The sequence below is a fragment of the Shewanella sp. YLB-07 genome (assembly GCF_009377275.1).
Genome location: NZ_VOQB01000023.1, coordinates 1 through 18,672, shown reverse-complemented (window position 1 = coordinate 18,672; position 18,672 = coordinate 1). Strand labels below are relative to the sequence as shown.

The following is an 18,672-nucleotide window of genomic DNA, read 5'->3' as shown; positions in this document are numbered from 1 at the left end:
CAGAACCTGAGCTCTGCCTCATCTAACAAAATTAACTCAGCTTAGTGCATCTTAAGCTTAACAACCGTGACTCATTCCACTTGCTGAGCGACGAGATCACGTATTGCTTCGGCTGCATGCAAAATATGTGCGCGTAAAAGCTCGATAGCCTTGTCTGTATCTTTGTTTCTACAATAGGTCAGCAGATCTCGGTGATCTTGTTCAGCACGGGGTATTCCCCCAGCAAGCAAAAGCTGTAAACGGATATAACGATCGCAATTGGTATTGAGTCCGTGAACCACTTCTAGCGTGTGTGGACGATCAGCAGCTTGATACAGGCAGGTATGAAATTGTGTATTGAGTTCGCTCCAACTCGCTACAGCGTCTTCTTGTTTGAATGCCGACTCGAGTTCATCGAGTACTTTTTCAGCCTGAAGCAGATGCTCATCTTGTAAATTGGGAATCGCTTTAGCCAGTAGATCGGTTTCAATCAGGGCTCTCAGCTCAAATAACTCTGTGACTTGCTCGACAGAAAGTTCGGTGGCTGTAGCACCTTTATGGGGCTCAAATTTGACTAAACCTTCGGCTTCAAGTTGCAATAGCGCTTCACGAACCGGGATACGGCTGACATTTAATTCATCGGCTAGTGCACTTTGTCTAAGGGGTTCACCGGCAGCGATATCACCAGAAAGAATTTTTTCCCTAAGCACCTCAACAACGACTTGAGTTCGTGTTTTATGGATAATTGGTGTAGATCGGCTCATAGTTCCCGTTTTTATCTGTTCGTTATTCTATTTTATCCGACTAAGATTACCGTTAAAGCTTGTTAAAATAAAGGGAAACTGTGTTTCCCTCTATTTATTTTCTCATTTCAAGCAGGATTAAAAGCGGATGACTTTAGATGCGCCGCTTTTTAATTCATCGGGAAGCAAGGATGCAGGCATATTCTGATAGCAGATTGGACGCTCGAAACGCTTCATGGCCTGACTGCCTACGGACGTTGTGCGGCTGTCCGTACTCGCAGGGTAAGGCCCACCGTGATTCATCGAGTGACAGACTTCGACTCCCGTTGGCATCTGATTGAAGATGATACGACCTACGCTGAAGGCTACCGCCTCAATCAGTTGCTGATTTTGGATTAATTCAGCTTCATGGCCGTGAATGGTGGCCGTGAGTTGGCCTTCCAATTCAGTCGCTATGTTGAGCATCTGCGCCTCATCTTCACATTCTACGATCACTGCACATGGACCAAAGATCTCCTGCTGCAGTTCAGGCGTTGTCAGGTAATCGTCGGCATTGACTCGTACTGTCGTTGGTCTGGTTAAATGACTCGCTTGTGCCGATTGACCCTGTGCAACTAACGCCACACAGGTGTCTTTAAGCAAAGCTTCAACTTGGGCTTGATAGGCTGCGGCAATGCCTGGGGTCAGCATCGCTGATGCTGGCAGTGCAGCTATTGTATCGGACATAGTGGCAATATATCGGTCGAGTGCTGAACCTTTTACTGCGACCACAACGCCTGGGCTGGTACAAAACTGACCATGACCCATCATCATCGACTGGACTTGAGTCTGTGCCATCTGTTCTGCGTTGGCTGACAATATGTTATTGAGCAAGAATTGCGGGTTAGTCGAGCCTAATTCGCCATAAAATGGGATCGGCTCAGCACGTGCGGCGCACAGATCAGCCAAAATACGTCCCACCTTGAGTGAGCCGGTAAAACCAACGGCTTTTATGGCACTGTGGGTGACTAAATCTGTGGAGACTTGCGGCGCGGCGCCTTGCACTAAGCTAAATACCCCAGTCGGCATGTCACAGGCGATGATGGCTTTCTCGATGGCGCGGGTGACAAGTTCACTGGTGGCAGGGTGGGCAGGGTGGCCCTTAACGATCACCGGACAACCAGCGGCTAACGCAGATGCCGTATCACCACCTGCGGTTGAAAATGCCAGTGGAAAGTTTGATGCGCCAAAAACGGCAACCGGGCCAATGGGCAGTACACTCAAACGGCTGTCGGCTTTTGGCAGCGGGGCACGGTCAGGATTGGCTAAATCGACAAACTTTGGCTCCAGTGGCTCACGCAGTGTGCCTGCGAATAGTCTTAGCTGATTACAGGTTCTTCCCGTTTCGCCTTGAACGCGTGCCATAGGCAAGCCTGACTCACGGTTTGCCGCCGTGGTGATTGCCTCTATATCCGCTTCTAGTTCACTGGCGATGGCATCGAGAAAATCGGCTCTTTGACCCGGTGTTTTGGCTCTATATTGGACAAATGCCGACTTGGCTGCTTTAGCTGCACTATCTATATCGCTTTGACTCGCACTGGCAAACTGCCAGTCTAGCTTGGCATTTGCGACCGGATCTAAGCTATTAAATGCATTAGCTTCACCAGTCCAGGCGCCATTGATAAAATGTTGGCCAGTAATTCTTGAAGTAACTGAGTCTGTCATATTGTTCCCTATTAGGTTTGTTGCTTAGATATGTATCCAGAAACAAACTGATCTTAAGTTATGGGGTTAAGTAACTTGGAAGCCAAAGGCGTATGGGTCACTGTCATCTATGGTGATTGAGTTTTGGCCGGTTATTCTGGCCCAGCCTTGAATACTTGGCATAATCCCTCGGTATCCGCCTACAAAAGTGGCAGATTCGATGCAGCCGATAAATTGGCTGCCTATGATGCTCTCATGGGTGTATTTATCGCCAACGTTTAGCTGTCCCTTGGCATACAGCTGAGCTAAGCGAGCGCTGGTGCCAGTGCCGCAAGGGGAGCGGTCTATGGCCTTGTCGCCATAAAACACCGCATTGGCGCCATCGGAACCTTCACTGATGGTTTCGCCGGTCCAAAGAACATGAGTGATACCAGATACTGTTGGGTCATCGGGATGTACACAAGTTAACTGCTCATGGGCAATCTGGCGGACGATGGGGCTCCATCTGAGAATATCGGCAGCGGTCCAGTTTCTTAAACCAGGGAAAATGGCTTGGGGTTCGACGATGACATAATAGTTACCGCCGTATGAGACATCGACCTTGAGAGGGCCAAGTTCCGGGATATCTAAGATCACATCTTGATGGGCGAGGTAAGCGGGGACGTTGTAAATCTTGACCCAATCGATTTTCTCTCCGGTCTGCTGATATTCGATATTTATCTGACCCGCGGGCACATCTATGATGAGTTTCCCTGGCTCCTTTGCCGTCAACAAGCCTGATTCGATAGCCGCGGTGATGGTACCTATGGTGCCGTGTCCACACATGGGCAGGCAGCCACTGGTTTCGATAAACAAGATCGACGCGTCGGCGTTATCACTGCAGGGTGGATACAAAAAAGCCCCCGACATCATATCGTGGCCCCTTGGTTCGAACATCAATCCTTTGCGGATCCAATCATATTCTTTGAGAAAGTGTTGGCGCTTCTCGCTCATTGTGCGGCCCTTAAGCTCTGGATGGCCACTGGTGACCAAACGAACAGGATTGCCGCATGTATGAGCATCGACGCAAAAGTAAGTGCCTTTTAACATCTGTGCTTTACTCCGTTTCCTTCAGACCCTTAATTCTTTTTATAGTGGAGCCTCAGTTTTAGTGAGACTCCATGGGTCTTGAACCATTTTTGAGATTTAATCCAGATTGTACTTGTCTAGATCTATGCGTGTGTCCATTGCTTCTTTAATTACTTTTTCAACATAAGCACGTTCATCGCCAACCAAGGTCATGCGCGGCATACGGACATTTTCATTACCACGGCCAAGTAGTTGTTCGGCAAACTTGATGCACTGAACTAATGTTGGAATCGTGTCTAATCTAAGTAGAGGCATGAACCAACGGTAGATCTCGCGCGCTTCCTCTATGCGACCAGCACGTGCCAGTTTAAACAGGGTCACAGATTCACGTGGGAATACGTTAGTCAGGCCTGAGATCCAACCGGTAGCGCCCAATAATATGCTTTCCAGGGCGATGTCATCGACACCACAAAGTATGCTGAAACGTTCGCCGAAACGGCTCTGAAGTTCAGTTAAGCGGCGCGTATCTGTCGTTGATTCTTTAATGGCAACTATGTTCTCTTCTTCTGCAAGAATCGCTGTCATCTCCAGGTTGATATCGATACCGTAACTGACAGGATTGTTGTAGATCATGATAGGTAGCTTAGTCGAACGAGCCACGGTCTGATAATGAGCCACAACTTCACGATCGGTACCACGGTAAACCATAGCCGGTAGTAGCATTAAGCCATCTACACCTAGTTTTTCAACATCTTGAGCATAGAGACAGGCTTGTTCAGCCGTGTTTTCAGTACAACCGGTTAGTACCAAGATGCGGCCTTTAACGGTTTCTACTGTGTGCTTGATAAAGTCACGTTTCTCTTGTGGGCTAAGTGAAGCATTTTCACCAATAGTGCCTAAAGCGATGATGCCATCGATACCATCTCTGATGAGATCTTCGAGCATGCGTGCATTCGATTCATAGTTGATTGAACCGTCATCGTTGAACTGAGTGGAGATTGCTGGGAAAACACCTTGCCAATTTACTTTCATGTTTAGGACCTCATTGAGCTATATGCTTTATATAAAAAATGTAATGGATCGGAAAAACGTATTCTAAATTTGGCTTGTTCCGAAAACTTATAGTATATTGTATACAATTATTCGAAGATTAAAAGCCCCCGTCAGATTTTAATTGTCTTCGTTGTTATCAAATACTATATATTGCATACAAATTATAAGAAAGGAGTAAGCCATGCATCTGAATCATCTCCCTGCCGAATTATTAGAAAAGTGTCAACAATTCATAACAATCGATGCCCATACAGAGGGGGAGCCCCTGAGGATCATCACATCGGGTTATCCTGAGATAGTGGGTGAAACCATACTTGAGATGCGTCAATATGTAACTCGCCATATGGACAGGTACCGTACTTTGTTGATGCATGAGCCAAGAGGACACGCAGACATGTACGGGGCGCTTATTACCCGGCCTGTGACGGCAGGAGCCGATTTTGGGGTCTTGTTTCTACATAATGAAGGCTATAGCAGCATGTGTGGTCATGGCATTCTGGCCTTGGTTAAAGTCGCCTGCGAAACGGGAGCGATCAGTTTAGGTACTGATGCAAGAGTGATTAAAATCGATGCACCTGCTGGACTCATTACTGCCAAGGCGAGCAGAGACAGCCAAGGGAAAATCCACGCGAGTTTCTTAAATGTCGATTCCTGGGCCGAGTCCTTAGCGTGCACTGTGATGGTCGAAGGTTTTGGTAGGGTTAATTATGATATTGGTTTTGGCGGTGCTTATTATGCCTATGTAGATGCAGACGCCCATGGGATCTCCTGTGGTCAAGAAAATGTGGCCCAATTAATCGATATGGGTAGGCGTATCAAGCAAGCTGTGATGGCATCACATCCTTTAGTGCATCCTATTGAGGAAGATTTAAGTTTTCTCTATGGCACTATTTTTACCTCTCAAAAAGTCACAAATAAGCAGGCACATTCCCGCCATGTGTGTATTTTTGCCGACGGGGAAGTCGACAGATCGCCCACAGGTACAGGAGTGGCCGGCCGTATAGCGCTTCTGTATGCCAAAGGAGAAGTGGAGCTCAATCAAGAGCTGATGATAGAGAGTATTGTCGATGGTAGGATGATCGTCAGTGCCACTACTGAAACTGAGTTCTTTGGCAAGCAGGCGGTGATTCCAGAAGTCTCTGGCCGTTCATATATCACCGGCCGTCATCAGTTCATCATAGATCCCGATGATCTGTTTCAAAATGGCTTTATGTTGCGTTAAACCATGCTCGCTTAATAGACACTGAAATGCAGATAAGAGATTAAAGATGAGTGATAACACAAATAGCCTAGTAACAGGCAGCGTCACTATTGTAGGCGCTGGGATCATAGGATTAACGACTGGCATTGAGTTGCTGCGAGCGGGGCATAGGGTTCGAATTTTAGATAAAGAGGGAGTGGCAGCCGGCGCATCTAAAGGCAATGCCGGTCATTTTGCCACCGAGCAGATTTTTCCATTAGCCGACCCAAGTATGTTACCTAAGTTGCCGGGCATGTTGCTTGACCCTCTAGGGCCATTTCGTATTCAACCTGCATATTTCTTCAAGGCATTACCTTGGTTTATGCGATTTCTAGTGAATATGTTGCCGGGTAAGAGAAAGCACAATAGCCAAGCCATCAAGCGATTAAATCAGGCATCTATTGCTGCTCTTGTGGAGCTAACCGATTTTTGTGACTGCTCTGAGCTAATGATACTCAATGGCAGCTTGTTGGTATTCGAAGATACGCCTCTCGATGAGGTCACCAAGGAATATCGGCATTACGCAGATGCAGGCGTACAAGTTCGGTTACTTACGGGAGAGGAGGTTAGACAACTTGAGCCTTGCCTGAGTCAAACCATTACCCATGGTTTATATTTCACTCATGTTGGGCATACCAGTGATCCCTATGGTTTATGTAAAGCCTTCGCCGATAAGTTTATTGCCTTGGGCGGCGAACTGCTCATCGATGAAGTGAGCGAGATTATTGCTTCCTCTACCGATGAAGACAATGTTTCGCTACAGCTAAGCTCTGGTGAGTCTATACGCTCAGAAAACTTGCTTATTGCGTCAGGTGCCTGGTCCAAGCCTTTTGCCAAGCAGTTAGGTTACCGTGTGCCGCTGGAAACAGAGCGAGGTTACCACCTGATGATGCCGCAGAAGAGTACGCTCTCTCGCCCGGTTGCATCCTATAATCGCAAGTTTATCATCACCCCCATGCTTGATGGCACATGCCTTGCGGGAACCGTGGAGTTTGGTGGTTTACAGGCCCCGTTAGTTGAGGCTCGCGCCGATTGCTTATTTCCACACGGCAAGGCCTTGCTGCCTGAGTTATTTGCCGATGCAACAGCCGCAGATGGTGAGCGTTGGATGGGGTTCAGACCCTCGATGCCAGATAGTCTTCCTGTGCTTGGACGCAGTGAAAAACATAAAAACGTGTTCTTCTCTTTTGGTCATCAGCACCTGGGACTGACCTGGTCTGGAATTACCGCTAAGCTTGTGAGTCAAGAGATATCGGGTAAGCAAACCGCAATCGATTTGAGTGATTATCGTATCGATAGGTTTCGCTAAAGCTGCTTGCATATAGCCTAGAGAAGTCAGGTGTTTTTCAATAAAGATGAGTGACATTTTTATCTTTGTTTATTTTGTTTTGGTCGATACTTTTGCCATTCTGGTAGATCTTTTGAGCCGGAATCCAGTGATTTTTTCGTTGGGGTAAGTGATTGTTCTTGACCGTTTTCGGCGTAGTCACTTCAATAAATTCTTTATGAGTGTCTAAATCTATGAAAGTTATGCTATGTTTTCTCATACTAGCCTCCTTTGTAATATTGTATGGTCACAAATACGGTATGGCCCAGGTGTACAATTTAACTATTTTGGACTAACCCACGAACTTGGAGGCTAGCACCTCGTGGGGAGTCATTATGTCTATGCAGTCGTGAACTGTTTCAAGAATAGGAAAGTATAATGAGTGATAGTTGGGATGATTACGCTGATGGTTGGGATTCAAATTCAGATGTAATCGAGTATTCTAAAATAGCTTTTGATTCACTGTGTGAATTTATAAGTCCAGAAGGCTTAAATGTTTTAGACTTTGGCTGCGGAACTGGACAACTAACAGAAAAAATAGCTCGTGTAGCATCTTCAGTCGTTGCTATAGATTCATCACCAAAAATGATTGAAGTGTTAAAGAATAAGAATATCCATAATGTAAATTCACTATCATGCGAAATTTCAAGAAACTCGATCAATGAAAATCCTATTTTTAAGCCTGGTTTTGATTTAATTGTTGCGTCATCTGTTTGTGCTTTTGTTCCTAATTACGAGAAAAAATTATCCGACCTTAAGCTTCTTTTAAAGGAAGGCGGTATATTTATCCAGTGGGATTGGAAGCGAAGCAATGAGGATGATGATTTTGGTTTTACCAATGAAATAATTACAAATGCCTATTCAAATGTAGGCCTTTCACTTGTACGTGTGTCAGAAGAGTTTTCGCTAACAAGTGAAAAAGGCACCATGCAAGTGTTAATGGGAGTAGCAAGCAATGCATAACGAGTGACTATGGTGTCAAACCTTAAGAGCTAATTCGTTTTTGGGTTCCACATGCACTATCTTTAATCATTAAATGGCTTTCAGGTACAGCCAATGATGGCCATTTTTTTTGGTTTTCCAGAGTGCATGCTCAGATTACACTCTGGACCAGTAAACTGTAATGGTTATCTTATAAACTAGTTCATTGAGGTTTTTAAATTAAAGAGATCGAACCAATTTGCTAGCTTTTGTTTTTCCTCTTGAAGCATGGCTGGAGTTTGCTGACCAAGCTTATTCAGATCGAGCTGTGAAGAGTTTCTATCATAAATCAGTTTTGCCCACTCTTTTGCCCAGTCTTCTAATTTATAAATGGTAGCGTTCGCCTGTGAAGTCTGCTGTTCTGGTTTTGAGTCCTGCTTAAGAGGACGGGTGATCTGAAAGTCAATCTCAGTTTTATCTAGTTTCTTAATATGCATTCCTTCATCTGATTTACCTGTCACTAGGTACATTTGCGAGGATTGTTCTCCCACTTTCAGTTTCAGTAAGTCGTATTTTTCGCATGAATCATACAGGGGTTGGTTGTCAGATATAAGTTGAACAACTTTGTTTGGGTCGTACCGAAAGCCCACATCGTTCCCCTCTAATTGCATACTAAAGGTATCTAATTCGAGCTTATTAGCGATGCCAGCCGATTCGATAAGTGTAGTTACCTGATAGTCATAAAACGGGATCATGAACCCTTTGCCCCCAAATGACAGGCCTTCGTTCATAGACCCTTCACCGGAATATACTGATGGGATATCTGCATGTTTCATAATGGCGTTGACGAGAGTGTTGTTGAAAAAACCTTGAACGATCACAGCTTCCTTTCCGGACTGTGTTTTTAAATGGAATTGTTTGTAGTCACTACCACTCACGTTAAAGCTTGCTTTTGGTGTGAGCTCCAGACCTGCTTCACTTGCCTGTTCCGATAACGCTTCGATCTTTCCTGTTGCTAAAATGATGGGTTTGTCGACGTTCGCTTGCTCTGTCATCGCTTTGAGAATATCAGCAAGAACACGCTTCCCTACGCTTAAATTTTGACCTTCATGGACGTCATCGTAACGGTAAAACTGTCGCTGATTAATCACCTGAGAATTTTCACGAGCCATCATCAGACCGAAGCGCTCTTTGATAATTGAATCAAATGAGGCGTCATTGGAAGGGGTTTGTGTTTGGCCGAGAGTATGCTGGATAATACTCGAGAGTACATCTTTGATTTCCTGTTGGTTAGCATCCACGTCAGCATTGGGAATGCCAAAACCTATAGCGCCGCGAGATAAACCGGTGAAGTACGCATCATCCACCATGCTCACTCCAGCCATTCCTCCAATTTCACCTACTCTCAACACGTTTTCGTCTTTGGATACGGACTGGAAAACAGATCCCACATTATATTGAATTTCAAATTTTGGTTTGTGGTCTTGGGCTATTTCCGAGACCAATCGATAGCTGTAATTGGGATCCCATTGGCGATTAGCATTATGGTGCGTGATAACTTTAATGTCCTTATCTAGCAACTTGTCTAGTGTGCTGTTGGCAATGGAGTATCGGTAAAAATGCGCATAAGCGTCGATACGTTCTTTTAACTCAGGATGCTTGGAAGTAATTGATTTATAGAGCATCTGGAAGTTCACTAGATCACCAAACCCAGCAATGGCGTAGCCAGTCATTAAAATTCGGCCTTCGCTGTTTAGAAGCTTTTCACAAAATCTCTCAACTTCCTGTTGATGTTGCTTAGTGAGTAATTCAGAGTCGTCGACAGTATCAAAGTTATTGATACTGTACTTTTCACTCATTAAATCTTGCTTCAGATTCATTGGTTTTTGAGTATCAAAAGCTAACGAAATGCCTTTGTGCGTAACCAGAATTTTTTCATCGGCTAAGAGCGCTGTCTCTTTGTTTTTCAGGCGTGTATTGATGTCTGATGGGGCATTTGGGTACTCAAAATGCGAGCCAGTATTAGTGTAGTTTTGCAGTTTTTTGGCCACTTCCTGATCCGTTGTTTCTGCATTGATACCGATTTTTTCAAGCGTCTTGAGGAAAGACCCTAAGCGAAAAAATTCAGCTTTCTCTTGTTGATTAAATTTCAGAAAAGTGTCCGATAGCGCTGGTTCCATCAGCTTCTCTTCTGGTGTTCTCAATGCTGGATATTCATCTGTACCATAGTGAACAATTTTGACTGTAGTGCCAGACTTGTCGAGACGCAGCCCCGTGTATGTCCGGTCAGCATCTTTCAGGAAGTTGAAGAGTTTTCCTATCCCCGATGTGTCGTCAGTTTGAGGCATTTGAAGCTGATCCTTAATGTCAATTTGATATTTTTCAAACAAATTGGAGGATCTGATCACTGTGTTCGGCCCAGTGTGATCATAACTGGGCATATTGGTGAACTGACCATGGGTAAAATTACTTAAGTGGTGATCTTCAAATTTGCTTGTGTCAAGCTTATGCAACACCAATAATTGCTCCCATTGATACCGTATCTCTTTTATGTTCTCTGGTGTTAAGGCGGTACCGTTCATTACTGGCACCGTATTATTCCTTGCTGGAGCCTCGGCCGCTGAAAACTGGAGATTTAAATCTGGAGCCAAGTCTTTCAAATCTTTATTTACAGCATTCTGGGCTAATGATCCTATTTGATTTCCAGAAGTGGTGAATGACGCTGAGTTGATATCAGTATTGGTACTGTGATTAACATTTGTCACCATACTATTCGAAGTTACTTTCATGCCAATGTACCTATTAAATTATGCAAATTAATAGTCTCACCTACTTGATTTTGTGTACTGTAATCTTTTTTTAGCTGGTCAATTTTTGAAGAAAAATGATACATCAAATTAGTGAAGCCAATCTGATCTAAAGAACTTATATCCCTGGAATGGGATAAAACAAGCTTGTTGTCAATTAAACTTATCCAGCAACCTTCCATCTTTTTCGCATTTGCATTATCAATTAAAGCTCGTTCAAGCAATCCATTGAAATGACCATCGTTGATATTATGAAATGGGCCAATTACAGTTAATTGATAGTTTTCACTTACAAAAAATAAGCTGAACTCAATGTTTAAATCCTTTTGTATGATGTTACAGACACCATCATTTATAGAAAAATCAGGGTTGATATCTTTTAACCACTCTTCAATTTTGCTATCCATACCACTCCCTCTGTTAACTGTTAATTATTGGTCAATAAAGGTAACGATAATAGAGCTGGAAGATTAGATATATCAGAAAAAATCGACACTTTTTATAAAGTGATTGGACCACAAACACAATTTGAGAATACCCCGTGTTATAACTTTATATCATATTGTATTATATGGATTTTTAAATAAACAGAGACACTCAAGATTATTGGTTAAACTTTTCCTATCGAAGCTAAGCTTCGATTGTTACTTACTGTAGGAGCTTGGTATGCCCGGACTACGAAGCACTCAAATAAGTATTGAAGACACAGCTTTCTACTATTGCTGTAGTAGAACCGTTAGACGAGCCTACTTTACGGGAGTTGATGATTTTACAGGGAAATATTATAAGCACAGGCTTGGTTGGATTGAAGCTTAAGGTATAACATTTAGCGGAGGGAGATTAGCAATGGACAGTATGAGTTTAGATACTGCTATTTTTATCTCTGGTAAGATTTGTCTTCTTCATTTTTTGGTATGAATTAAGGCTTAATAATCAGTAATAAATAACCAAGATACCTTTGAAATCTATACTGAAATGAGTGATGCACTTCTACTTTGAACAAGGGCAACCATCTTCCTTAGAATAAGAATGGATGATGGGATGGAGCTCCCTAATTCTGCGTCAATACGCCAAACTGATGCTTTACCCTTAGCGCCTTAAGATGGTGCTCATTTTTCTTGCCGGGCGAGAAATATGAGCACTTATGCGAGTTGCACTTAAGCGAATGACATTTTAGTTAGTTTATCACTGTGCGCCATCTTTGGTTTGACCCTGAGTTATAGTCCCAAATGGTGATCTCTGAGCGATCACTATTTCCATTGGCATCGATGACCTTGTTGTGATTTAAACGGGAACGGAAATATCCACCATCATGCTCCCATTGTTGACTCTTCTCATTGTTACAATCTGAGATGATGATGGGAGTGTTGTTAGCTGTGTTTGCCCCTTCGAGTGCAACGCACTTGTTCCAGTTGAGTTTGCTGCGAATATTGCCCAGCTTAGGATCGTAGAACCACTGTTGATTATTAGCCCCGTGGCAGCGATCGAGCTGCAAGCTGTTGCCATTGCTGAGGTTGCCATAGGGGATATCTAAACAGCGGCCACCTTGATGGGTACGTAAGGTCGACCATGAGTAGACTTCCCTCTCAGTGCGCAACTCCCATGCCTGACTATTACTGCCGTCAAAGGTCCATGAGCCGATGAAATTGGTGTTACTCGACCCCCATACGTCTATGACATAGTTTTGATCTTGCTTGGCTCTTAACCAGTAGCCGTCGTAGACCCATCGTTGATTATCGTTGTTATTACATCTGCTGATCCCGATGTTGCCGTCCTTGTATGTTTGACCTCGATTATCAAGACACATATTCGGATCGACCCGGTTGCGCAGTGTTTGACTTGATCTGTCATAGAGCCATTGCTGGTCGTCAGACTGATGTTGGCAGTCATACTGCTGTACGGCTTGGCCGTCGGTGACGCCGTTATCCTCTCCGGCAATATCGATACACTTGCCATTACCCCAGTTAACCACCCGAACATACAGCTCTAGTGGGTTGTGATAATCGCGATTGTCATTCGCTTCGGCTCGCTCCCACATTTGTAAATAGGCTTCGGCCGAATTCATGATAGATTCATAGATACGAGCGGGGGCCTGTTCACGAATATCTTGCAGGTGATCGGCGACCATGCCGTAATGGGCCATACCATCATTGTTGTAATCGTAGCTGCGATTGCCTGATTGCTGTCTGTCAAATTGCAAACCAAACTCAGAGGTAAAAGGGTATTTAAGCGGATTCGTTTGGGCGTCATCACGGGGCCCAGGTTGGTTACCTAGTCCACTCATGTCGGTCGCAAAACTGACACCGTGAACGAAGGGCGTTTTTTCAACCTCATCGAGATATTGAGATATGGTGTTGGCGATATCGGTCGATGTCCAATTGTAGGGAGTGACGAAGCCGCCCACTTGCACCGCACGTTTTAGGTTGTTGTGTAATTCGCCATTCTTACCTGCAGTCATCCAGCTGTGTGAAGAGATCACGCCGTTGTAGTGCCTGGCTTCTACTATGTCCATCACCGAGGAGGCCGTTTTTTCACTCATATGATCGAGTTCGATCAACATCTTCTTATCTATCATGCGATTGACCAGGTATACCCCAAGCTCTGACAAGCCTTGTTGGTTACAATTTTCGACGCCAGGCTCATATTGAGGATTGGCAATCGTGTTGGCTATATCGCCGATGACGGGTATACCGCCGAGCAGGGGAAAGCCGGATGTCATCTCAGGGCCATGGGTAAATGCATCACATTCATTGGTGTCGAACGCATACCCTGTGCTGAGTACCTGTCCCACGTTAATCAGGCTGTCCTCGACACGGGAACCGCCGAATTTATTGTCAAATTTATGTGTAGGATAGATAACCCTTATTCCTAAATCATAGACCTCTTGTAGCTGCTTTTCGACATCAAATCTGTTGCAAGTGTCCTTAAGTCCGCAGTTGAAAGTCTCTGAGGCTTCGATTCCCATGAGCACGGCTAATTTGCCCTCTGCTATCACCTCTCGGGCTTGCTCCGGTGAGGTGATCAGACGGAAGAAACCTTTACCGATACCACCGGCTTGTGCATCTATGTAGGTTTGCATTTCATTGAGTCGTTGTACCTGCAGACGAATGCTGTCCATGGTATTACAACTGTTATGTCCGACCCATGCAGCTGGGTTTACCGTGGATTGAAGCTTACATAACACCTCATTTTCCACCAGGTTGGTGACGATCATACGTTGACCACTCAGGTAGGCCCGCTCCATCCATTTATAGTAGTAGCCCATATGGCTCATCTGTTGGTAATTAGGCCAGTGTGGAAATTCTGGCCAGCCACGGGTGTCATAGCGGTAGTTCACATCATTGTAGGCCATTAAGTTGCCAATAATATCCAGCGCGCCCCAACTACCATGGATATCGCTGCTGTCGCTGAGTGCCGTTTCTACACCGAAACGGTGAAATGGGTACCCGTGCATGAAACGGCCGCCCATAAATTCATAGGACGTGATGTGGGTGTGGGGATCGATAAAGCCGCGCACTGGCATATCGGAATCGCCCTTCAGGGCTTTAATATTGCCAGTGACATTGGTTTGGATCTCCGGGAATGGTCGACAATTCGTTTGCTGAACCAGTTCGAAGTCGGTTTCGCTGGTGTAATTATAGGGATTTAAAGCGTCCACGAAGTACAAGCTATCTGAGCTGTAGTTATGGCGCACGTCTCTGTCTAAGCCGGTTACTCTAAGTCGATAACGAAATGTCCCATCGGTTTGTTCGATCGCTGTGGTTTTCCATTCGGCAAACTTTCCTGCATAGGTGCCGGCGGTGATGTTAAAGGGTAAACGGGCTGCCAGATAATAGCTGTCTTGATCTGTCATCATGTAGTGATCTAAACCCGTAGGTTTAAAGTAAAAACGGCCGGCATCTTGTAAGCTGGTACTTAGGAAGCCATAACTTTGGCCATCGTTCACAGTGCCGCCACTGGTATAACGCTTCACGAACTTATTGGTCTGTGGGGATCTAATCGAGTAACAGCCCTGGGCCAATGAGTGAACCGGGCTGTCGGCTGTCGATAGAGGGTTACTTTGGAGATATTCAGTTGTTGCCCAGGATGTGCTTACCGCCGAGACTCCGGCTGTAAACATGAGTAGTCGAACTAATGATCTAATCTGCATTATTCCATGTCCTTTTTTATTATGATGTATTTCTTATTTTTAATGAGTGGTTAACCTAGCCACTCGGTGAAGAGTTGCAAAATCATCAATAATTTTATTGCAGCATAGAAATGATTACAGCGGATGGTTTTGAACGTCACTAATAAACTTAAACACTTGTTTTATTATTTATATAGTAGGAAAGTACTATTTTTATTATCAGGTGTTTATAGGAGGATAAATAGAGTCGGGTAAATGTATCGAGTTGATCAGTTTCTGGCTTATATATCTGGATTTTATATAGGGAATGAAAAACTATCTGGTTATTTAAAACACTTATCACCTTATGGTTTTATGATGATTATATTCTTAGCCTTACGCTTGAATTTAACTTGGTGAGTCCGTTAAGCTTATGAAGTTATCATTGTTTTTATTTCCACATAATGGTCACTATAATTGTTCTTAGTGCTTGTATCGAGGGAGTACAGTTGATCTTCGTAGAGTTGTGAATTCCGACTGTTTTAAACTGTAATATATGTGACTAACTATTGTGGAATAATAGACCTTAAATTGTAACCTGAATGTTCGTGTATATATTCATCGCAAATATTATTTTAAATGCTATTAATTTTAGTTGAGATTATTTGTTATGCTTTTATATTATATAAGGCGAGAGGGAACTGAGGTGTTATTTTATAACCGAGCTTAAATTAGTGGTAATAGTGAAGTGCATAGTGCTAGAATTTGTTGAGTGTGGATTTAGCTAGATCACCGTGAAGCGGCGTCTAGCTATAAAGGGCTGGTGCCAGGATTAAAAAACCTCCTGAGAGGGACATATTAATCATATTTATCTGGTCATAATGGCTTCAATTTCGCTTATTGTTCTGGGTACACCTGCCGATAGGTTTTCATGACCAGCTTCGGTAACCAAAATATCATCTTCGATACGGATCCCCATGCCCAGATACGCTTCAGGGACATCAGTTGCTGATAATGGAATATAGATCCCAGGTTCAATAGTAAAAACCATTCCAGCTTCTAGCTTACGCCACTGATCTTGTTCATCGTGATAGGGACCCACATCGTGGACATCCATGCCAAGCCAATGACCCGTCTTGTGAACGGTGAAACGTTTATAGGTTTCATTTTTCATGACGTCATCGATATTGCCATTTAATAGGCCAAGTTCCAGTAAGCCTTTAGCCATCACTTCCATACAAGTTTCATGTAGGCTGTTCCAACTCGCGCCAGGTTTGACTTCAGCTATGGCGGCATCTAAAGCGCTTAATACTAGCTGATAGATGGCTTTTTGTTCGGTGGTGAACTTACCATTCACCGGATAGCTGCGAGTGATATCCGATGCGTAGTGAGCAAGTTCGGCGCCTGCATCGATAAGCAATATCTGTCCATCTTCGACGGTGCAGCAGTTCTCTTCATAATGCAGGCAGCAGGCATTGTTGCCCGAGGCAACGATATTGGGGTAGGCCACATCGGTAGCGCCATATTTGGCTATGGTAAAATTAAAGGTGGCGGCGAGTTCGGCTTCGTTGACCCCAGGTTTACAGGCTTTCATGACGGCCTCGTGGCCGTCGGTAGAGGCTTTGACTGCGGCCTTGATCTTAGCTATCTCATCTGGACTCTTTAACACTCTCATAGGATGAAGCACCTTGGCCAAGGGGCTCAGGCTGAGATGGTGTTTGATTGTGTCGAAAGAGGCGGTGTTACGCTGATGATTCATCCAGCCGATGACTTGGCTTGAGAAACGACCCAATTCATCACCAATGAAAATGTGTCGCTGCGTTGTTAACTGTGACAGAAGTACTGTCTCTAACTTGGCAACATCATAAGCCTCATCGGCGTTAAAATCTGTTATGGCTCCATCGACACCGGCGCGTTCTCCGAAGCTGACTTCCTGGGCTTTATCTTTGGGACGGCAAAATAAGCTGTATTTAAAGCCTGAATCTTGACTTTTATCGGAGCAGAGTACGGCCACCGCATCGGGTTCATTGAAGCCTGTTAGATATAGAAAGTCATTGTCTTGTCTGAAATGATACTTGATGTTCTTACTGCGAACTTTCTGCTGATAGCCAACAAGAATGACAATACTGCCTTCAGGGAGTTGCTCGAACAGGGCTTTTCTTCTTGTTTGGTATAGATCACTGCTCATTTTTATAAGTCTCTTCATTGGTGTACTTATGTGAACTCACCTTGCGATAAGCCTCATTACACTGTTGCTGGTGTTTACTTGAGCCAGCCGTGTGAATCGTGCTTTTCCTGGCGAGCCCCAAATATAGACATAGTGGTAAAACTAGCATGTTTGTATATTTTATTCAGTGTAAATATTCTTAAGATTAATCGATAAGTTCGCGGTGCAATATGCTTCAATGGATGGGATAATGTCTGGAATCAGACTTAGGAGTTAAACACGTGAGCCCAGCAGTTTTTTTAGACAGAGACGGTGTGATCAATATAGATCACGGTTATGTGCATCAAGTTGATGACTTTGAATATGTAGAGGGCGTGTTCGATGCGTGTCGCTCTCTTAAAGAGATGGGGTATAAGCTGGCGGTAGTCACTAACCAATCGGGTATTGCGCGTGGTATGTATAGCGAAGATCAATTTCATACCCTGACAGAATGGATGGATTGGAACTTTGTCGATAAAGGCGTCGAGCTTGATGGCATCTATTATTGCCCACATCACGCCGAGCAGGGCGTAGGTGATTACAAGCAAGATTGTGATTGCCGCAAACCTAAACCTGGCATGATGTTGACCGCGGCCAAGTTTCTTAAGGTCGATCTTAGTCAATCAGTCATGGTGGGAGACAAGCGCGATGATATGTTGGCGGCAAAAGCGGCCGGGATCCCGACTCGCATATTGGTTCGTACCGGCAAGTCGGTCACCGATGAAGCCATAGCTGCCGCAAGTGTGGTACTCGATTCCATTGCCGATGTGCCTGACTATCTGAAGAGCCTTTAATCAAATCCTCTCCATGCGAAGAGCCTTGGGTTATTTATCGAGAGATAAAGCGCTTCATGCTGGCTGACTTCAGCAATCCAGCTCGTTTTACTGAGGTTTTATTAGGGCTTTACTGGCTTAGCAATGGGATTCGCGATGGAAATAGTACGGGATTTAGACGTATTGTTTGATATGTGAGCGCTTGAGTCGTTTTTATAAAACTATCCCATTAAAGGGGTTGACGATAAAACCCAAATCAGTAGAATACGCAACCCAAGCCAACGACCAAGCGTCACGGCAGTATCTGCAATATGATGCAACGCTCTTTAACAATTTATCAAGTAATCTGTGTGGGCACTCACAGGTGTTGAGTTATTCGAAATCATTTTCTACTACGTAGTAAATGAAAATAAAATTTACTCAATGATATGAGTGTTCATAATTGGAATCATTTATGGTTTCAAAAAATTTATGTACAAATATTTTTAAGATTCTTCCGAGTCTTTTAAATGAATCAGAATTCGTTGAGCCGATGTCATTGCCGAAAGGTAATGTATCAAAAAACTTTAATTGAAGAGTTTGATCATGGCTCAGATTGAACGCTGGCGGCAGGCCTAACACATGCAAGTCGAGCGGAAACAGAAAGGTGCTTGCACCTTTGCTGTCGAGCGGCGGACGGGTGAGTAATGCCTAGGGAACTGCCCAGTCGAGGGGGATAACAGTTGGAAACGACTGCTAATACCGCATACGCCCTACGGGGGAAA

13 protein-coding genes and 1 rRNA gene are annotated in these 18,672 nt (G+C 44.3%); 5 read left to right on the top strand and 9 right to left on the bottom strand.

Going from position 1 to position 18,672, the window contains the following annotated elements:
* Positions 1-71 precede the first annotated feature (71 nt).
* From FS373_RS29935 to dapA, 4 genes are all read right to left on the bottom strand, one after another.
* A complete protein-coding gene (locus FS373_RS29935) occupies positions 72-743 on the bottom strand; it encodes a GntR family transcriptional regulator (RefSeq protein WP_144046076.1) in 672 nt (223 codons plus the stop codon).
* Positions 744-860: 117 nt separating this feature from the next.
* Entirely contained in the window at positions 861-2,426 is a 1,566-nt protein-coding gene (locus FS373_RS29930) for an aldehyde dehydrogenase (NADP(+)) (RefSeq protein ID WP_152831363.1), read from the bottom strand.
* A 66-nt stretch (positions 2,427-2,492) separates the two neighbouring features.
* Positions 2,493-3,494: a 4-hydroxyproline epimerase gene (locus FS373_RS29925; RefSeq protein ID WP_144046078.1), complete on the bottom strand. Its 1,002-nt coding sequence runs from the start codon at positions 3,492-3,494 to the stop codon at positions 2,493-2,495.
* A 96-nt stretch (positions 3,495-3,590) separates the two neighbouring features.
* Positions 3,591-4,505, bottom strand: coding sequence for a 4-hydroxy-tetrahydrodipicolinate synthase (gene dapA / locus FS373_RS29920; protein ID WP_144046079.1), 915 nt, complete (start codon positions 4,503-4,505; stop codon positions 3,591-3,593).
* 202 nt (positions 4,506-4,707) lie between these two features.
* Here dapA and FS373_RS29915 point away from each other — a divergent pair, with 202 nt between their 5' ends.
* Positions 4,708-5,748 (top strand): proline racemase family protein, encoded by a 1,041-nt coding sequence (locus FS373_RS29915; protein ID WP_144046080.1) that lies wholly within the window; start codon positions 4,708-4,710, stop codon positions 5,746-5,748.
* 46 nt (positions 5,749-5,794) lie between these two features.
* Positions 5,795-7,075: an NAD(P)/FAD-dependent oxidoreductase gene (locus FS373_RS29910; RefSeq protein ID WP_144046081.1), complete on the top strand. Its 1,281-nt coding sequence runs from the start codon at positions 5,795-5,797 to the stop codon at positions 7,073-7,075.
* Between the two features lie 37 nt (positions 7,076-7,112).
* Here the strand turns inward: FS373_RS29910 and FS373_RS29905 are convergent, their stop codons facing one another.
* The gene (locus FS373_RS29905; RefSeq protein WP_144046082.1) at positions 7,113-7,313 is read right to left on the bottom strand and encodes a hypothetical protein; all 201 of its coding nucleotides are present in this window, start codon (positions 7,311-7,313) and stop codon (positions 7,113-7,115) included.
* A gap of 158 nt (positions 7,314-7,471) precedes the next feature.
* On the opposite strand from FS373_RS29905, the gene FS373_RS29900 reads away from it, so the two are divergent.
* Positions 7,472-8,056: a class I SAM-dependent DNA methyltransferase gene (locus tag FS373_RS29900; RefSeq protein WP_152831361.1), complete on the top strand. Its 585-nt coding sequence runs from the start codon at positions 7,472-7,474 to the stop codon at positions 8,054-8,056.
* A 176-nt stretch (positions 8,057-8,232) separates the two neighbouring features.
* Here the strand turns inward: FS373_RS29900 and FS373_RS29895 are convergent, their stop codons facing one another.
* From FS373_RS29895 to FS373_RS29875, 4 genes are all read right to left on the bottom strand, one after another.
* Entirely contained in the window at positions 8,233-10,803 is a 2,571-nt protein-coding gene (locus FS373_RS29895) for a hypothetical protein (RefSeq protein ID WP_152831359.1), read from the bottom strand.
* Entirely contained in the window at positions 10,800-11,228 is a 429-nt protein-coding gene (locus FS373_RS29890) for a CesT family type III secretion system chaperone (protein ID WP_144046085.1), read from the bottom strand. Before FS373_RS29890 ends, FS373_RS29895 begins: the two co-directional genes overlap by 4 nt.
* Before the next feature lie 770 nt (positions 11,229-11,998).
* Positions 11,999-14,971 (bottom strand): ricin-type beta-trefoil lectin domain protein, encoded by a 2,973-nt coding sequence (locus tag FS373_RS29880; protein WP_144046086.1) that lies wholly within the window; start codon positions 14,969-14,971, stop codon positions 11,999-12,001.
* Positions 14,972-15,797: 826 nt separating this feature from the next.
* Positions 15,798-17,117 carry an aminopeptidase P N-terminal domain-containing protein gene (locus tag FS373_RS29875; RefSeq protein ID WP_152831397.1) on the bottom strand — a complete coding sequence of 440 codons (1,320 nt, stop codon included), beginning with the start codon at positions 17,115-17,117 and terminating at the stop codon, positions 15,798-15,800.
* Positions 17,118-17,377: 260 nt separating this feature from the next.
* Here FS373_RS29875 and gmhB point away from each other — a divergent pair, with 260 nt between their 5' ends.
* Together gmhB and FS373_RS29865 are read left to right on the top strand one after the other, a co-directional pair.
* Positions 17,378-17,929 (top strand): D-glycero-beta-D-manno-heptose 1,7-bisphosphate 7-phosphatase, encoded by a 552-nt coding sequence (gene gmhB / locus FS373_RS29870; protein ID WP_185977013.1) that lies wholly within the window; start codon positions 17,378-17,380, stop codon positions 17,927-17,929.
* A gap of 546 nt (positions 17,930-18,475) precedes the next feature.
* Positions 18,476-18,672: ribosomal RNA gene (locus tag FS373_RS29865) — 16S ribosomal RNA — on the top strand; the annotation flags it as partial.